This window comes from Gordonia polyisoprenivorans NBRC 16320 = JCM 10675 (assembly GCF_000241325.1).
GTDB classification, from domain to species: domain Bacteria; phylum Actinomycetota; class Actinomycetes; order Mycobacteriales; family Mycobacteriaceae; genus Gordonia; species Gordonia polyisoprenivorans.
On sequence record NZ_BAEI01000057.1, the window covers coordinates 181,781 to 198,929 of the forward strand.

The window sequence follows — 17,149 nt, forward strand, 5'->3', positions numbered from 1 at the left end:
GGGCGCAGGGGTGCGAGCCGATCCCGATCGGTCACCGGGCGCCCATCCGCGCGTTCGAGTTCGGTCAGGTCGACGATGGTGACCGGCAGGCGATCAGCCGCGTCGGCGAAGACACCCGAGGCGTCGGACATCGTCAGGGCCGCGGCCACCTGCGCCGTATCGAGCAGATGGGCGACCACCGAGGCCGGAGCCTCCGGGTCCACCGGCACATAGTGACCGCCGGCGACGATCACCGCGTGCACGGCCACGAGCATCTCCGGCGAGCGCGGAATCCCGACGGCAACAGCAACGTCCGGGCCGACACCGAGGCCGATCAACCGCCGCGCGAGGGCGTTGACCAGAGCACCGAATCCGGCGTACGTCCACTGCGTCGAACCCCCCGGACTCGAACCCCCCGGACTCGAACCCCCCGGACTCGAACCCTCAGCACGGTTCCCGGCGTCGACGACGGCGATCTGCTCGGCGTGGGCGAGGTGAGCCGCACCGAGCGCTTCGGCAACCGTGGCCGCGCCGGGGCGGACCGAGCCGTCCGACGTCCACCGTTGCAGCGCAGCAGCTTCCAGCGTGGAGAGAATCGTGGCGTCGCCGACCGGTCGCGCCGGGTCCCCGGTGAGCCCGTCGAGCGCACGGACGAACCGCTCGGCGAACACCGCGACGGTCTCGGGATCGTAGAGGTCGGTCGCGTAGACGATCGATCCCTGCCATCCGCTCGACGAGTCGGCGATACCGACGGTCAGATCGACCTTGGACGAGATCTCGGGCGGCTCGGCGGCACTGACCCGCAACCCGCCCGCAACACCGATATCGACGCTCTGCGAAGCCAACTCGGTGATCGCGGACTGATCGAAGGACAACCACACCTGCGCCAGCGGCGCATACGCCTGGGACCGAATGGGGTTCACCCGCTCGACGATCGCCTCGAACGGCAGGTCGGCGTGAGCGAGCGCCTCGAGATCGATCCGTCGGGTCTCGGCCAGGAGGTCGTCGAAGCTCATGTGCGGCTCGACGGTCGTCCGCAAGATCAGTGTGTTGACGAACATGCCGACCATCGGGTCGAGAACCGATTGGCCGCGGCCGGCGATCGGGGTGCCGACGGTGATGTCGTCGGTCGCCGAGAGTTGCGCGAGCACCACCGACAGCGCGGCATGGGCCACCATGAACGGCGTCAGGCCGCGTTCGCGTGCCAGCGCACCCACTCGTTCGGACAGTTCGGCGGGCACGTCGAAATCGACTCGGGCGCCGCGCTGCGAGGCGATCGCCGGGCGAGGCCGGTCGGTCGGTAGCTCGATCACATCGGGGGCGCCGTCGAGTTGGGTTGCCCAATACGACAATTGCGCGCCGATCAGGGAATCCGGGTCGTCGGCGGCACCGAGGACCCGCTCCTGCCAGAGGGCGACGTCGGCCATTTGGACCGGCAGCGGCGTGAATTCGGGTGCATGGCCCTGTGAACGCGCCTCGTACGCGGCGATCAGGTCGGCGACCAGCGGGGCCAACGACTCACCATCGCAGGCGATGTGGTGCAACACGAGCACCATCGCCCAGGAGGTTGCCGACACCTGGGTCAGCCGGACTCGGACGGGTAGCTCGTCGCGCAGGTCGAATCCGGCGAGAAGCGCTGCACGCGCTTCGGATTCGTCACCGATGCGCCAGTCAAGTGCGGCTTCGGCCACGGTCATGTCCGCGACCTGCTGGACCGCCGTGCCCTCGGTCTCGGGGTAGGTGGTGCGGAGCACCTCATGCCGGCGCATGACGTCGAGCAGTGCCGCGCGCAGGGCGTCGGTGTCGACATCGCCGTCGAGCCGCAGCACCGCGGGAATGTTGTAGGCAGCCGACGCGGGGTCGAAGCGGTTGATGAACCACATCCGTTGTTGGGCCAGGGACAACGGAATTCGCTCGGGGCGGGGCACGACGGCCTCGATGGCCGGCAGTCCCGGGCGGGTGGCGTCGGCGGTGATCGCGAGTTCGCGGACTGTGGGCGCCTCGAACAGATCCCGCACGCTCAGGTCGACCCCCAGCGTCTCCGCGGCCCGGCCGACGATCCGCGCCGCGAGCAATGAGTTGCCGCCGACGTCGAAGACCGAGGTCGTCACACTGATGTCGTCGAGCCCGAGCACCTCGACGACGATCGCCTTCAGCGCGGTCTCGGTGGCCGTCGCGGGCGCGACGATCTCGGTGTCGGCGGTCAGATTCGGGCGCGGGAGGGCCGCGCGATCGAGTTTCCCGTTGCCGGTCAACGGCAACGAGCTCACCTCGACGACGACATCGGGGACCATGTAGTCCGGGACCGCTCGTCCCGCGACCCGTCGTACCTGCGCGACGTCGAGAGCACTGCCGTCACCGGCGGCGCCGTGCGCGTCCTCGTCCGCGACAACGTATCCGACGAGGATCTCACCGCGCCCGGGGAGGTCGATCACGCGAGCGGCTGCTGCGCTGACCCCCGCTGCCCCCAGCAGGGCTGCTTCGATCTCGCCGTACTCGATGCGGAATCCGCGCAACTGCACCTGATCGTCGCCACGTCCGAGATACTCGATGTCCTCCCCGACTCGACGCGCGAGGTCACCGGTCCGGTACATCCGTGAACCGTCCGCGGCGAACGGGTTGGCGACGAAGCGAGTCGCACTCAGCGAGGGCCGCTTACGGTATGCCTGTGCGAGTTGTGTTCCGGTGACGTACATTTCACCGACGACGCCCTCGGGCACCGGCCGCAGCCGGCCATCCAGGATGTGGATGTCGAGCGAGGAGAGCGGACGCCCGATGAAGGAGGCGTCGGCGGCGGCGACGGCGTCCCGGTCCAGCGGCCGGTAGCTGACATGCACTGTCGTCTCGGTGATGCCGTACATGTTCACCAGTTGCGCGTGATCGGCGGGGTTGTCGTCGAACCATCGGCGAACCTGCTCGAAACTCAGTGCCTCTCCACCGAAGACGACATAGCGCAGCGACAGGTCCAGCGGCGCGCGGCGACGCTGCGCGACCAGCTGGTAGAACGCCGACGGTGTCTGGTTGAGAACTGTGATCCGCTGCGCAGCCAGCAATTCGAGGAACGCTCCGGGGTCACGGGAGACGTCGCGGTCGACGATCACCAGCCGCGCACCGGTGGTCAGGGGGCCCCAGATCTCCCATACCGAGAAATCGAACGCGTACGAGTGGAACAGCGTCCACGCATCGTTGTGGTCGAAGGAGAAGTCGTCCGCGGCCGCCGCGAGCAGGGCCACCACCTGACGGTGCGACACCACCACGCCCTTGGGTTTTCCGGTGGAACCGGAGGTGTAGATCAGGTATGCGGGCAGGCGGTCGTCGATCGCCGCTGCGGCGTCCGGCGACTCGGCAGGCTCGGCTGTCCCGTCGGCGAACCGACGCTCGATGTCGGCCGGGGAGACCAGTGGCGCTGCGGCCTCCGCCCACTGCGCGGCGAGTTCGTCGTCGACCAGGACCATGAGGGGTTCGGCGTCGCCGATGATGGACAGTGCACGCGCGGGCGGCTGGCCGCGGTCGAGCGGCAGATACGCGGCACCGGTGCGCAGAATCGCCACGAGGGCAACGATCAGGTCGACGTCGCGGGGCAGCGCGACACCGATCAGGCGGCCCGGTCCGGCACCCGCATGCCGCAATGCGTCGGCGAGGTGCGCCGACCGCTCGTCGAGTTCACGGTAGGTCAGGTGGCGATGGGTGTCGCTCACCGCGGTCCGGCCGCCGAAGCGTGCCACCGCCGATCCGAACAGTCCGACAAGCGATCCCAGATCGTGACTGCCGATGACGTCGAGCGCGCGGCTGCGCACCTGCTCGATCGCGCGTCGTGTGGCCTCGGCGAGATCCTGCGGGCTGTGCCCGGGCGACATGAGCGCCCGCGTCACGCCCGCACCCACCGCTGCCTCGGTGTCGAGTCCCTGGGTGGCGAACACCTGCGCCGTCGCCGCGACCTGCGCGTGCAGGTCGGCGAAGGTCACCGGGCCGGCGGGCGCATCGATCGCAATCGAATTCGGTACGGATCCGGCTGCGAAGGCGATCAGATGGAGAGTCGACGGGCGCGGACCCCAGGTCTTGGCTATCGCTGAGGCCCTTGAATCGACTTCTGTCACGTTGGAGTCATTCCCTTGTTCGCCATGTTCGCCACCCCGTTGATCGAGGTCCCGTTGATCGCCGTGCCGTTGGTCGCAGTGCCGTTGGTCGCAGTGCCGTTGGTCGCAGTGCCGTTGGTCGCAGTGCCGTTGGTCGCACTCCTGCCGGCACCTGCCGAATCACCCACGGCGACCAGCGAATTCGATCGCAGATCGCCGAGGACGTCCCCGAGCGCCTGCGGTCCGGAGACGGCGACGTCGGGGATCAGGCTCATGAGCGCGGTCGTCAGCGCCGAGTCGGCATCCGGTAGTGCGCTCGCCATCGTATCGGTGATCGCCGACAGCACCGCGAAGGTCACCTCGGTTCCGTTGTGACTGGCCGCCACCGCATCCGGCGCGGCGTTCGCGGCCGCCGCGACGAGTTCGGGGATCGACAGCGAATGATATCCGTGGCCCGCCGCGTCGAGTGCGGCCTGCGCCTCGGTATCGGTGGCGATGGAGATGTCGTCGACGAGCACCTGCGGGTTCTCGGCGACTTCCTCGAGCACCCGCAGATACCGCTGCGCATGCAGCTCAACCGAACTGCGGTTGTAGAGATCCTTGGCGTAGATCAGTTGACCCTTCATCACATCGGAGTCCTTCGTGCCAGGTGTTGCGTGCGGATCGTCGGGGAACAGTGTCAATTGCAGATCCACCTTGGCCGGCACCAGTTGTTCGGACACCGGGGTGATGGTCAGATCGGCCAGATCCACTGTCGGGAAAGCGAAGTTCTGATAGGCGAACATCACCTGATAAATCGGGTGATGGCTGGTCGCCGGCGCCGCCGCAACCGACGACACGATGGAGTCGAAGGGGATGTCGGCGTTGGCCATGTCCGCCAGGTCATCGTGGCGAACCCGCTGGAGTAGTTCGGCGAACTTCTCCTCCTCGCGGATTTGGGTACGCAAGGCCAATGTGTTGACGAACATCCCGATCACGCCGTCGAGCTCGGCCTGTTCGCGACCTGCGAACGGCGTACCGATGACGATGTCGCGCTGCGCCGTGAGGCGGCTGAGCAGCACCGCGAACGCCGCGTGCATGACCATGAACAGGGTGGCATTGTTCTGGCGGGCAACGGCGTCGAGCCTGCCGACCAACTCGCCGGGAACCTCGAAGACGACCTCGTCACCGGCGAATGTCGGTACACGCGGCCGCACCCGGTCGGTCGGCAACTCGAGCCTCGCCGGCGCACCGGCCAGCCGCCCGGTCCAGTAGTCCAGCTGCCGCGTCGCCTCGGTCCGGCCGTCGGGGCCTTGCGTGTCAAGCCAATCATGGTGCCACACAGCATAATCGGCGTACTGCACGGCGAGCGGTTCCCACGCCGGTGCGACACCGCTCACCCGAGCGGTGTATGCGGCCATGAAATCGGTGGCCAGCGGCATCATCGACGCGCCGTCGGCGGCGATGTGGTGCACCACGAAGACGAGGACGTGGTCGTCGGGAGCGACCGCCAGCAGCGCCAGTCGCAGCGGCGGCCCGGCCGTGACGTCGAACCCGCCACCGGTGACCGTCGCGATCTCGGCATCGACATCACCGCGGACGTCACGCACCGACCGTTCGATGCGCGTCAATGCGGCCTCGGGCTCGAGGACGAGTTGTACCGGCTCACCGTCGAGCATCGGATACATCGTCCGCAACGACTCGTGCCGGCTCACCAGGTCCGCGAAGGCGTGGTCGACGCTCGTCCGGTCGAGCGCTCCGGACAATCGGAGCGCGATCGCCACGTTGTATACCGGCGATGCGGGATCGGCTCGATTGACCAGCCACATGCCGCGCTGGACGGCCGACAGCGGCGCGCTCGTGCCGCGCCGGGCCGGGGCCAGCACCGGCCGGTGGTGTGGCGTGTCCATACCGCGCACATGCTGTGCGGCCTCGCGTACCGACGGCGCGTCGAACACTGCCGCCAGCGGGACCTTGATCCCGAGCTCGGCGGACAATCGCGCGGCAACCTTGGTGGCGCTCAGGGAGTTTCCGCCGAGATCGAAGAACGACTCGGTGACGCTGACCTTCTCGACGCCGAGGACCTCGGCGAAGACCGCCCCGATGATCCGCTCGGTATCGGTGCTCGGGCCGACGAACGGGGCGGTGGCCAGTACCGGTTCGGGCAGCGCACGACGGTCGACCTTGCCCGCCGAGTTGAGCGGCATCTGCTCCATCGGCATCCAGATCGTCGGCACCATGAATTCCGGCAGATGCTCGGCGAGGTGGGCCGCGGCCGTGTCGGGCGCCACGGTGTCGGGCGAATAGTAGGCGACCAGGTTCTGACCGGCGGCCAACTCGATCACCGTCGCCGCAGCGTGCACGACACCCGGGACGTTGACCAGCGAGGCCTCGATCTCGCCGAGCTCGAGGCGCTGTCCCCGGAGCTTCACCTGGAAGTCGTTGCGTCCCAGGTATTCGATGTCGCCCGAGGTGTTCCACCGTGCCAGGTCGCCGGTGCGGTACAGACGGGATCCCGGAGGTCCGAACGGGTCCGCCACAAACCGTTCCGCCGTGAGCCTGCCCTGTGCGGCGTATCCGCGGGCGAGCTGGACGCCACCGAGATACAACTCGCCGGGGACACCCACCGGGAGCGGTCGCAGCCGGCGATCGAGGATGAACGTGGTGGTGTTGGCGACGGGTCGCCCGATCGGGATCGCCGTATCGGTGGCCCCGACGTGATACTCGGTGACGTCGACCGCGGCCTCGGTGGGACCGTACAGGTTGTGTAGCCCCAGGCCGGGCAACGCGGACAGCACCGACCGCGCAGTCGGCGCCGCAAGGGCCTCCCCCGAGGTGAACATCAGTCGCAGCGAACTCAATTCGGCCATCCGGGTCGGCCCGGTCACGTCGGCGAACGTCGACATCATCGACGGCACGAAGTGCATCGTGGTGACGCCCTCGGATTCGATCAGCGACGCCAGATACTCCGGGTCACCATGACGTCCGGGTTCGGCGATGACCAGACTGGCACCGACCATGAACGGCCAGAAGAGCTCCCACACCGACACGTCGAAGGTGATGGGCGTCTTCTGCAACACCACATCGGATGTGCTCAGCGGGTAATGCCGTTGCATCCATTCGAGTCGATTGACGATCGCCCGATGGGAGACGGTGACGCCCTTGGGTTTTCCAGTCGATCCGGAGGTGAAGATGGTGTAGGCGGCGTGATCGGGCAGCAGTGGCGCGATCAGCTCGTCGGTCGTCACCGGGGCGACGGCGTGTTCGATCGGCGCGGAAGCATCCACCGTGTGCACCCAGACGCGGTCGGCGAGGCCGGACACCACGGGCGGGAGCGCACCGGGACCGACGAGCACCGTGCCGACGCCGGCCATCTCGACCATGTACTCGCCGCGGTCGAGCGGTGCGTCGGGATCGATCGGGACATACTGCCCACCGGCCGTGATCACCGCGTGTAGCGCGACCAATAGCTCGACCGACCTCGGGATACACACGGCGACAGCCACATCGGGACCGACTCCGACACCGATCAGTTCCCTGGCCAGGCTGTTGACGCGGTCGGCGAATTCGCGGTACGACACCCGCCGACCGTCGTGGACGAGCGCCGTGGCGCGCCGCTCGGACGCCGCTGCCGCCAGCAGCAGGGGCCGGGTGATCTCCTCGGAGTATCCCCTCGACCAGCCGGCGACGACGTCCAATTCCGAATCGGGGAACCAGAACAAGTCGTCGAGCGGCCGGTCCTGCGCCTCCTCCAGGGTCGCCGCCATGCGGTCCAGGATGTCGTGCAGGTAGTGGCTGAAGCGCTCGATCGTGCTGTGGTCGAAGAGCTCTCGCGAGTAGCCGAAGGACAACGAGATCTGCTCGGAGTGGTCGGCAACCGGACCGAACTCGATCACGTTCAGCGAGAGGTCGTACTTGGCGAACGGCGGGCGGGCGTCGATCAACCCGAGTCCCGACTCCGCATCAAGCCGGCCCACCACCTGATCGTGCTGCATGACCAGCTCCACCTGGAACAACGGCGAGTGCGACCGGGATCGTCGGGCCCCCACCGCATTCACCACCTGCTCGAAGGGCACGTCGCCGTGACCGAGCGCCTGTGCGCGAGTGTGATGAGCCGAGGCGAGGAGATCGGTGAGACCGTCGGCGGGCTGCACCCGGGTGCGCAGCACCACGGTGTTGACGAACATCCCGACGAGATCGGCCAATTCGGGTTCGTCACGACCGGCGATGGCGGTGCCGATGGCGATGTCCTCGCCACCGCTGAGCCGCGACAGCAGCACCGCGAGCGCCGAGTGGAAGACCGCGAACAAGGTGACGCCGTGGTGCGCGGCGAGGGCGTGCAGCCGCTCGACGGTTTGTGCGTCGAGCATCGTGTCGACGTAGCCGCCGGCGCCCGTGGGACGCGTGGGCCGCTGGCGGTCGGTCGGCAGCCCGATGAGCTCCGGCATGCCCTGGAGCTCCTTGCGCCAGAAGGCGATCTGACGACCCATCACCGAGTCGGCATCGGCCTCCTCCCCCAGCACCGAACGCTGCCACACGGCGAAGTCGGCGAACTGCACCGGCAACGACGTCCACTCGGGAGCCTGCCTCTGAGCGCGGGCGGCGTACGCGGTCAACAGGTCGGTGATCAAGGGCCCGAGAGACGCACCGTCGGCCGCGATGTGATGTACGACGACGACCAGCACGTGATCAACGCTGCCGCCGACTGTCTCTCCAGAGGCACTGTCCGCAGAGTCGGACACCGCGAGCAACCGAATTCGCAGCGGCCAGTCCTTGGTGACGTCGAAACCGATCACCGACAGGTCTGCAATCCGAGCGTCGACGGCTGAAGCGTCGACCGCCTCCACACCGAAAACACCTGCAGCGGTGACGTCGTCGATCTCGCCGATGGACTGGAAGGTCTCGCCGTCGTCATCGGGGAACGTGGTCCGCAGCGGCTCATGGCGGGACACGAGGTCACCGACGGCGGCGGCGAGGGCGTCCGCGTCGACGTCGCTGCCGAGCCGAACCGCACCCGGGATGTTGTAGGCCCCCGAAGCCGGATCGAGCCGATTGATGAACCAAAGACGTTGCTGGCTCAGCGACAACGGGATACGCACCGGCCGCTCGACCTGCCCGGGGAGCGGAAGGGCAGCGGCGTCCTGCGTCGGCACCGCTGCGGCGACGATCTCGGCGAGCGTGCCCGCTTCGAACACGTCCGACAACGACACCGACAGCCGCGCCACGCTCCGCAACCGCGAGACGATGCGAGCGGCGGTCAGCGAATCGGCGCCGAGCGCAAAGATGTTGTCGTGCATGCCGATGGGCGTCACGTCCAGGACGTCACCGATAACCGAGGCGACGGCGATTTCCCGCGCGGTGGACGGTGCGATGAAGGCGACCCGCTCATCACGGGCAAATCGCGGCGTCGGCAGGGCGCGGCGATCAAGCTTTCCGTTGGCGGTGATCGGCAGCTCGTCGATCAGCATCACGAGGTCGGGGACCATGTAGGTGGGCACCGCTGCTCGTACCGCATCGCGGATCGAGGACTCGTCGAGGCCCGCAGCGGGATCGACCACCGCGTACCCGATCAGTTTGGCGCCACCGGCATTTCGGGCGTCGAGGACCACGGCGGCCGCAGCGGTGACGCCGCCGACGGACCGCAGAGCGGTCTCGACCTCGCCGAGTTCCACACGGAACCCACGTAATTGCACCTGCGTGTCGGCCCGGCCCAGATACTGGACGTCGTCACCGACGCGGCGGCCGAGATCGCCCGACCGGTACATCCGACGGCCACTGCCGTCGGGGTCGGCGACGAATCGGCTTGCGGTGAGCGCCGCGCGATTGCGGTATCCCAGGGCCAATTGCTCACCGACCACGTAGATTTCACCGATCGCGCCCTCGGGAGTCGGTTGGAGACGGTTGTCGAGGATGCGCACACCCAACGTGGACAACGGTTGTCCGATCAAGCTGCTGCTCTCGCCCCGGACCAACTCGGGATCAAGCGGACGGTATGTCACGTGCACCGTGGTCTCGGTGATCCCGTACATGTTGACCAGAGCGACCTCGTCGCCGAAGGCGTCATACCAGCGCTCGACCTCGTCGAACCGAAGCTCCTCGCCGCCGAACACCATGTACCGCAACGACAACGGGGTCGGTGTGCGTCGACGCGCCTCGGCCAGGACACCGAAAGCCGACGGGGTCAGCGAGACGACCGTGACATTCTCGCGCGCAAGCACCTCCAGGAACTCGGCGGGCGCACGCGCGACCTGGCGATCCACGATCACCGCACGCCCCCCGGTGAGGAGCGGACCGAAGATCTCCCAGACCGAGAAGTCGAACGCATAGGAGTGGAACACCGACCACACATCGTCGGCACCGAACTCGAACTGCTCCTGCGCCGCGTCGAACAGTGCGATCACGTTGTGGTGGGTGATCTCGACACCCTTGGGTCGGCCGGTCGACCCCGAGGTGTAGATGACGTAGGCGAGAGTGTCGTCGGGCACCGCGGGCGGTGCCGGCGCGGTCGCACCCTCGGAGATCAGCTCGTCGACCGAGACCACCGGGAACGTTCCGCTCCAGTCCGGTCGCGAGGCGTCGTCGTCGACGATGACACACACCGGAGCCGCGTCACCGACGATGAATGAGAGCCGGTCGACGGGGTTGCTGGTGTCCAGCGGCAGATATGCCGCGCCACCGGTGAGCACGCCCATGATGGCTGCGACCAGCGTCGTGTGGCGTGCCGTGGCCACGCCCACCAGGTCGCCGGGCCCGACACCGCGGGCCCGCAGGGCTGCGGCCACCGCGGCCGCTTGCGCCCCGAGTTCGCGATAGGTGACGGTGACGCCGCGCGCGTCGGTGACCGCAGGTCGATCCGGATGGCGACGCGCAACCTCGCCGAATCGGGAGACGATCGTCGCCGGCTCGCCCGAGCCGTGTGCTGCGGGTTCGGCCAAGGCGGCCAGCATCGCCCGATCGGCGGGCGTCAACATCTCGATGGCGCCGACAGGTCGATCGAGCGACTCCGGCGCCAGGCAGTTCTCGAGGAAGTGCAGGAAGCGAGCGTGGTGGGCGTCGAGTTCGGCCTGGGTATACAGGCCCGGATTGCCGTGGAGATCGACGACCAGCGGCGCGGCGGGCCCCGACTGATACATGTTGATCAGCAGGTCCTCGAGAATTCCCGACGTCAGGATCCGGTAGTCGGACTCGGTGCCGTCGATGGCGACCGGCTCGTCGAAGAAGACCATGTTGATCGCCGGGCCGAATGAGGTCGAACCGGCGTCGAGTCCGGCGTCGCGCCGGATGTCGTCCGACCGGTATCGCTGGTGGCGCAGCGCTCCGGTCAGCTCGAGCTGCGCAGTGGCGATGAGATCGCGGACGGACTTGCCCTGGGGATCGCGCAGCCGGATGGGCACGATGTTGGACACCATGCCGCCCGACCGCTTGATCTTCACGTTGGTGCGCCCGGTGATCGGCAGGCTCATCACGATGTCGTCGTTGGCCGTCACCCGCGACAGGTAGGCGCCGAACGCGGCGGTGAGCAACACGGCAATCGAGCTGTTCAGCTCCGTGGCCAGGGCTTCCAGGCGGCGTTGCGACGCGGGCTCGAGCTCTTGACTCGACACGACATTGGCGAACGAGAGCGGCGCAACCGCCGCCGACCGCGTCGAGAGCGTGACCCGCTCGGGAAGGTCGACGACCCGCTCGAGCCAGTGCGCACGATCGGCGTCGCGTCGACTGCTGTTCTGGTAGCTCTGCTCGTACTCGACGATCTCGGCCATCGTGGCGAGCTGTTTGTCGTCGGGAACCAGACCGCGCCGGAGCGCGTTGTATCGGTCAATGGTCCGCCGCACCCCGGTGAGCGCGGCGTAACCGTCCAGAACGATGTGATGGGCGCGGTTGTAGAAGAACGTTCGTTCGTCGCCGACCTGCAGAATTGCGGCAATGACGAATTGGTCGTTGAGCAGATCGACGGGGCGCTGGTACTCCGCGCGCATCCAGGCCAGTGCCGCACCGGCCGGGTCCGGTTCGGCGCGGAAGTCAAGGATGTCGACCTGCTGATCGAAATCGAGATCGACGAACTGCATCGGCACGCCGTCGACCTCGGCGAGGCGGGTGTAGGGCGACTCCAGGTGCTTGCCGACGTGGATGGAGCACTCGGCGAGCAACTCGATGTCGAGACCGCCCGGGGGATGACGGATGTCGAGGTACTGGGCAATGTTGACCGAGTAGTCCGGTGCCAGCGACTCGGCGAACCACATGCCTCGCTGAGCCGCGGTGAGCGGCAGGTACTGCAGCGGGGTCTCCGCTGCGACCTGCGCTTTCGTGCGATGCTCGGCGATCGCCACCTGTACCGACACCTCTCGTTTTCGAACGTCATCCATCGGGCCGTGAGTCCCGACCTGAATTGCACCGACGATTCACATTTCCACGACACGGACTGAACCTCAAAACCAGCACTTGAGGGCCATTCCTGCGTCGCGCGGAAGAGTGAACCGTGGACGCAGTCCATTCTTTCAATCGCTGGCAATTAGGCACGACGTTACGCGATAAATTGCGCTGGTCGGTGTACACCGAACGGAATCGGACATGTCGAGTCGTACCCGGCATGTCGTGGCACATTCGCAACCTCGAATTTGACATGTCTCCTGTGACATTACTGTTCGCTTCACCGGCGAACTGTGGGTTTCCTGTCATCGGTCCCGCGCAGCTCGCCGATATCCACGCAAAGCGGGAACAAGCGACAAACCGATGATCACCACAACCCACACGGCCACCTTGATGAGATTTTCGGTGAGCGCGCCGCCCACAGCGAGTGCACGCATCGCCTCGATGGCGGGGGTCATGGGCTGGTTGGCGACCACCGGCTGCAACCACGAGGGGTAGGCGCTGACCGGGGAAAAGCCTGAATTGAAGAACATCAGCATGCTCGACGCCAGTCCCAGGTACGGCACGATCGGGGCGCCTGGTCGAGCATTGACCGCCAACGCCAGCGTCATCATCGAGAACGCGGCGCCATAGGCCAGCGCGACCACGACCAGCCCGATCGCCGGGCCGGCACCTTGCGTGAAGCGGAAGCCGATGAGAAAGCCGGCTCCGAGCAGGATCACGGTCGTGATCAGGATGCGGATCAGCTCGGCGCCGACGCGTGAGGTCAAGTCGGCCGCCCGGTTGATCGGGAGCACGTAGAGACGAGCGAGCAAGCCGGTGGCACGTTCATGGTTCAGCCTGGTTGCCGACGCGATCGAACCGAACATCGCTCCGACCAGAATCACGAGCGGCACGGTGCCGTACGCGCTGTTCTGGCCGGTGGCCGACCCGATCGCATCTCCGAGGACGACCTTGAACATCAGCATGCTCAGGGCGGGGAAGATCAAGGATTGCAGCAGAGTCGGAAAGTCCCGCACGAAGACGACGACCTGCCGCCCGGTGAGCGGCACGCTTTGTGACCACCACGCGCGGATCGACCTCTCCTCGGGGACGTGGAGGGCGGGCGGGGCGAGATCGTCGAGGCGCCGCGACGCTTCGGCGCTCATCCGCGGGACTTTCGGGCACCGAGGAACAACAACACCACCGCTGCGACGAGCAGACCGACACACCACGCCAGCGAGGGCCGCACGAGCTCCCACGTCGCGGTACCCGCATCGAGGCCACGCATCGAGTCGGCGAACTGCGAGATCGGCTGGTTGCGCACGAACGGCTGAATCCACTCGGGGAATTGGGCCAAGGGCACAAAACCGGTCGAGAGCATTCCCAGGATGAGGGTGGGCAGCGTCATCGCCTGACTGGTCGCCTCCGGTGTGCCTGCCAAGAGACCGATTCCGTCGGCCAGCAGGGAAAACAGAACACCGATGGTCGCCGCCAAGGCGAAGAGCCCGACGGTGCCCAGCACCCCCCCGTCCGCTCTCCAGCCGATGATCAGACACGCGACAGCCGCACACAGCAGGGACACCGCCAGCAGAACGAGATTCGTGGCGGTTCGCGCAAGCATGGGTATCGCTGCCGACATGGGCAGAACCCGAAACCGGGTGTTGATGCCCTCGGCACCGTCATTGGCGGCCCGCATCGCCGCGGACGACGCTGCGAAGCCCACCGACTGCAGAACGATGATCGGCATGAGGAACTGGCCGTAATTCATCCCGGGCGCCTCGTTCATGATGCTGCGAAGAGGCAGGTAAAAGCAGACCGCCAGGAAAGCCGGCGAGATGAAGGCAAAGATCAGCTCACCGTTGCGGAAGACCTTCGAGGTGCCCCGGCAGGTCAGTGCCCACCACTGCTGCAGCGACCGAGGCCGAGGGTCGAGCCTCACCCCGGCACCGCCCGGCGGGGTCACCTCCGGCGACGCTGGGATGCCCCCTGACACCAAGGCCGACACCTTGGGACCTGTACTCATTGCGCAGTTCCTACCCGGCTCACGATGTCGTTCCCGGTCGGTCACGACGCGGATCGGTCAGCGCAAGGAAGACCTCGTCCAACGACGGGCGCCGCATTGCCACATCGCTGAGCTCGATGCCGGCCTCGGTGGTTCTGCGGATCACCTCGACGAGAGTTTCGGGACCGTGTGGTGCGGGAACCGCAACCACATGGTCGTCGCCGCCACCGCCACCATCAGGGATCAGATCGGCGAAGAGTCTTCGCAACCCGTCGAGATCCCGTGCGTGGGCCGGGGTCACCTCACAATACGCGGCGCCGATCGACAGTTTGAGCTCGTCCGATGTGCCCTCTGCGATCACCCGCCCCTTGTCGATCACCACAATGTTGTCGGACAGGACGTCGGCTTCTTCGAGGTACTGCGTGGTGAGCAGAATCGTCACGCCCGAATCCCGAAGTCGCTCGACGAGGGTCCACACCTCTTGTCTGCTGCGAGGGTCCAGCCCTGTCGTCGGCTCATCGAGGAACACCACTTTGGGCTGCGTCACCAGGCCACACGCGATATCGATCCGCCGACGCATACCGCCGGAGTACTGGCCCACCCGTTTTGCACCGGCGTCGGTCAACGAGAACATGTCGAGCAGTTCGTCGGCGCGTGCCCGCGCGACGGACTTCGACAGGCCCAACAATCGCCCGAACAGGACCAGATTTTCGCGGCCGGTCAATGCCTCATCCAGCGCGGCGAACTGTCCGGTCAACATGATCGATCGGCGAACGGCCGAGGCTTCATTGACCACGTCGTGTCCGTAAACGGTCGCCGTGCCCTTGTCGGGGGTCAGAAGAGTGCAGAGCATATTGACCGTCGTGGTCTTGCCTGCCCCGTTGGGTCCTAGGATCGCGACGATCTGACCCTGCGGCACCGAGAAACTCACATCATCGACAGCAATGGTGTCCTTGAATCGTTTGTGCAGCCCGGACGCCACGATCGCATACGACGTCTCGTCCGCCTGCGAGATCCCATCGACTGCCTTGCCACCGACCGCTGCCCTGCCATCGCCTTGATCGGCAGTGGCCGTTCCAGGTGACCTGGGTATCAACGGCCGAGACGCAGGGATGATCCCTCGACCGTCGGAATCGCGCACCGGCTGTACGAAAGGACGTCCCCCGAACGTCGCCGTTGGGGTCTCGTGAAGCGTGGGATCCACTCGGCTCTGAGGTGCTCGATCGTCTCGCGGCGGGGCGTACCCGTTGAGCGGCGGAGCGGTCGGCGAACTCGCCGACGGGGGCGTCGGCGATCGAACATGAGGATCAGTCCGGGGCGGTTGCGAGTTCTGCGCGACTCCATGAACCAGGCCCGGACCGGGTGCAGTCGAACCATTGACCGGGCGACGAGCCGGTTCACCACCCTGCCGAGTAGGCGGGTTACCGTTTGCCGACGTCGTTCCATTCGAGCCGAAATGCACTTGCTCCGACGCCACCGCACCGGCGGCACGCTCGGCGCGCCAGCGGCGAAGCTGCTGCTCGACAGGGTCCGGCTCGTCGAAGGGATCGACCTCGTCGGCAGGCTGCACGCTCGCATGCCTACGATGCCTCGGCTCACGTGCCGAGACAGACTCCTGGGCTTCGGGCATTGCTTTCCTCTACGTTCGGTGACGCTTTCGGCACAATAGACGAGGGATTCCGCCGAGGTCGGTACCGCGAGATCCGACGCCCTCGGATGGCAGCGGGTCCACGATTCAAACTTACGCACAGATCCGCTTCAACACGCTCATCCTCGCCCTAACCTATCGTCGAACGATCGACGAGAGTTACCCCTCCTCCGGTCGGCGGTTGCCGTCTTTCACGACGGCGATGCTTCAGAAGGTCCACATTTGATCGTTCGATCAAATGTGGACGGATCAAAGGGCCTGTCACCGTCGAGCAATCGGCGCCCGTTCGGCGCCCAACCAATTCCCACAGTTGAATTCAAGGCAATTCCAAGAAACGTGTACCTTGGCTAACGACGCGACGCCCAAACCAAGAGATTTTCGGGAGATCATCGGTGAAGCTTTCCGTCGTTATTCCTGCATACAATGAGGAATCCCAGTTGCCCGGCTGCCTCGACAGCCTGCTCGCCCAGACCAGAGCGATCGACGAGATCATCGTGGTCGACAACAACTCGACCGACCGAACATCTTCGGTGGTCGCCGACTACGCAGCGCGCCATGCCGCGGTCCGTCACGAGTTCGAGCCGGTCCAGGGCGTTCACGCGGCCCGAAGTCGTGGCCTCGACTCGGCGACATCAGAATTGATAGCCAAGGTCGATGCGGACACACGTGTCGGACCCGACTGGGCCGCACTGGGAGTGGAGTTCCTCGCGGGTCCCCGGGGTCGCGAGTTCTCCGCACTCACCGGGCCCCTCCTGCTGGCCGACGCCCCCTTCGAGGAGTTTCAGAAGCGGATGGCCGCACGCAGCTACGGCAAGCTGGCCGAGGGCGGATCGATCGGGTCGGTCCACGGGCCCGCGTACTTCCTCCGCCGCGATGCCTGGCGTCAGATCCGTCACCGCCTGCACACCGATAAACACGTGTGGGAGGACCTCGACGTCGGTTTGTCAATGGCCGCCTGCGGAATGCGGGTGGCATTTGATCCACGACTACTGGCCGAGACATCCTGTCGGCGCCTGCGAACGTCGCCGTGGCGCAACCGCCACTACATTCTCGGCGGTCGGCGGACGGCACGCGCACACGGGCACACCCGACTCACCGCGATGATGACGCTCGACG

6 protein-coding genes (1 of these 6 only partly in view) are annotated in these 17,149 nt (G+C 66.7%); 1 reads left to right on the forward strand and 5 read right to left on the reverse strand.

Annotation, left to right across the window (positions count from 1 at the left end; genetic code table 11):
- From GOPIP_RS14495 to GOPIP_RS29480, 5 genes are all read right to left on the reverse strand, one after another.
- On the reverse strand, positions 1-4,076 hold the 5' portion of the coding sequence (locus tag GOPIP_RS14495; RefSeq protein WP_006370453.1) for a non-ribosomal peptide synthase/polyketide synthase. It extends 36,211 nt beyond the left edge of the window; 4,076 of the gene's 40,287 nt are visible here — the first part of the coding sequence; it begins with the start codon at positions 4,074-4,076; the stop codon falls past the left edge of the window.
- Entirely contained in the window at positions 4,073-12,397 is an 8,325-nt protein-coding gene (locus tag GOPIP_RS14500; RefSeq protein ID WP_050955266.1) for a non-ribosomal peptide synthetase, read from the reverse strand. Before GOPIP_RS14500 ends, GOPIP_RS14495 begins: the two co-directional genes overlap by 4 nt.
- A 309-nt stretch (positions 12,398-12,706) precedes the next feature.
- The gene (locus GOPIP_RS14505) at positions 12,707-13,549 is read right to left on the reverse strand and encodes an ABC transporter permease (protein ID WP_006370455.1); all 843 of its coding nucleotides are present in this window, start codon (positions 13,547-13,549) and stop codon (positions 12,707-12,709) included.
- Positions 13,546-14,406, reverse strand: a complete 861-nt coding sequence (locus tag GOPIP_RS14510) for an ABC transporter permease (protein ID WP_006370456.1) — start codon at positions 14,404-14,406, stop codon at positions 13,546-13,548. Before GOPIP_RS14510 ends, GOPIP_RS14505 begins: the two co-directional genes overlap by 4 nt.
- A gap of 19 nt (positions 14,407-14,425) precedes the next feature.
- Positions 14,426-16,015 carry an ATP-binding cassette domain-containing protein gene (locus GOPIP_RS29480; protein ID WP_238534741.1) on the reverse strand — a complete coding sequence of 530 codons (1,590 nt, stop codon included), beginning with the start codon at positions 16,013-16,015 and terminating at the stop codon, positions 14,426-14,428.
- Between the two features lie 410 nt (positions 16,016-16,425).
- Between GOPIP_RS29480 and GOPIP_RS14525 the strand changes: the two genes are divergently transcribed.
- Positions 16,426-17,149 (forward strand): glycosyltransferase family 2 protein (locus tag GOPIP_RS14525; protein ID WP_006370458.1); only part of this gene is annotated, 724 nt, incomplete at its 3' end.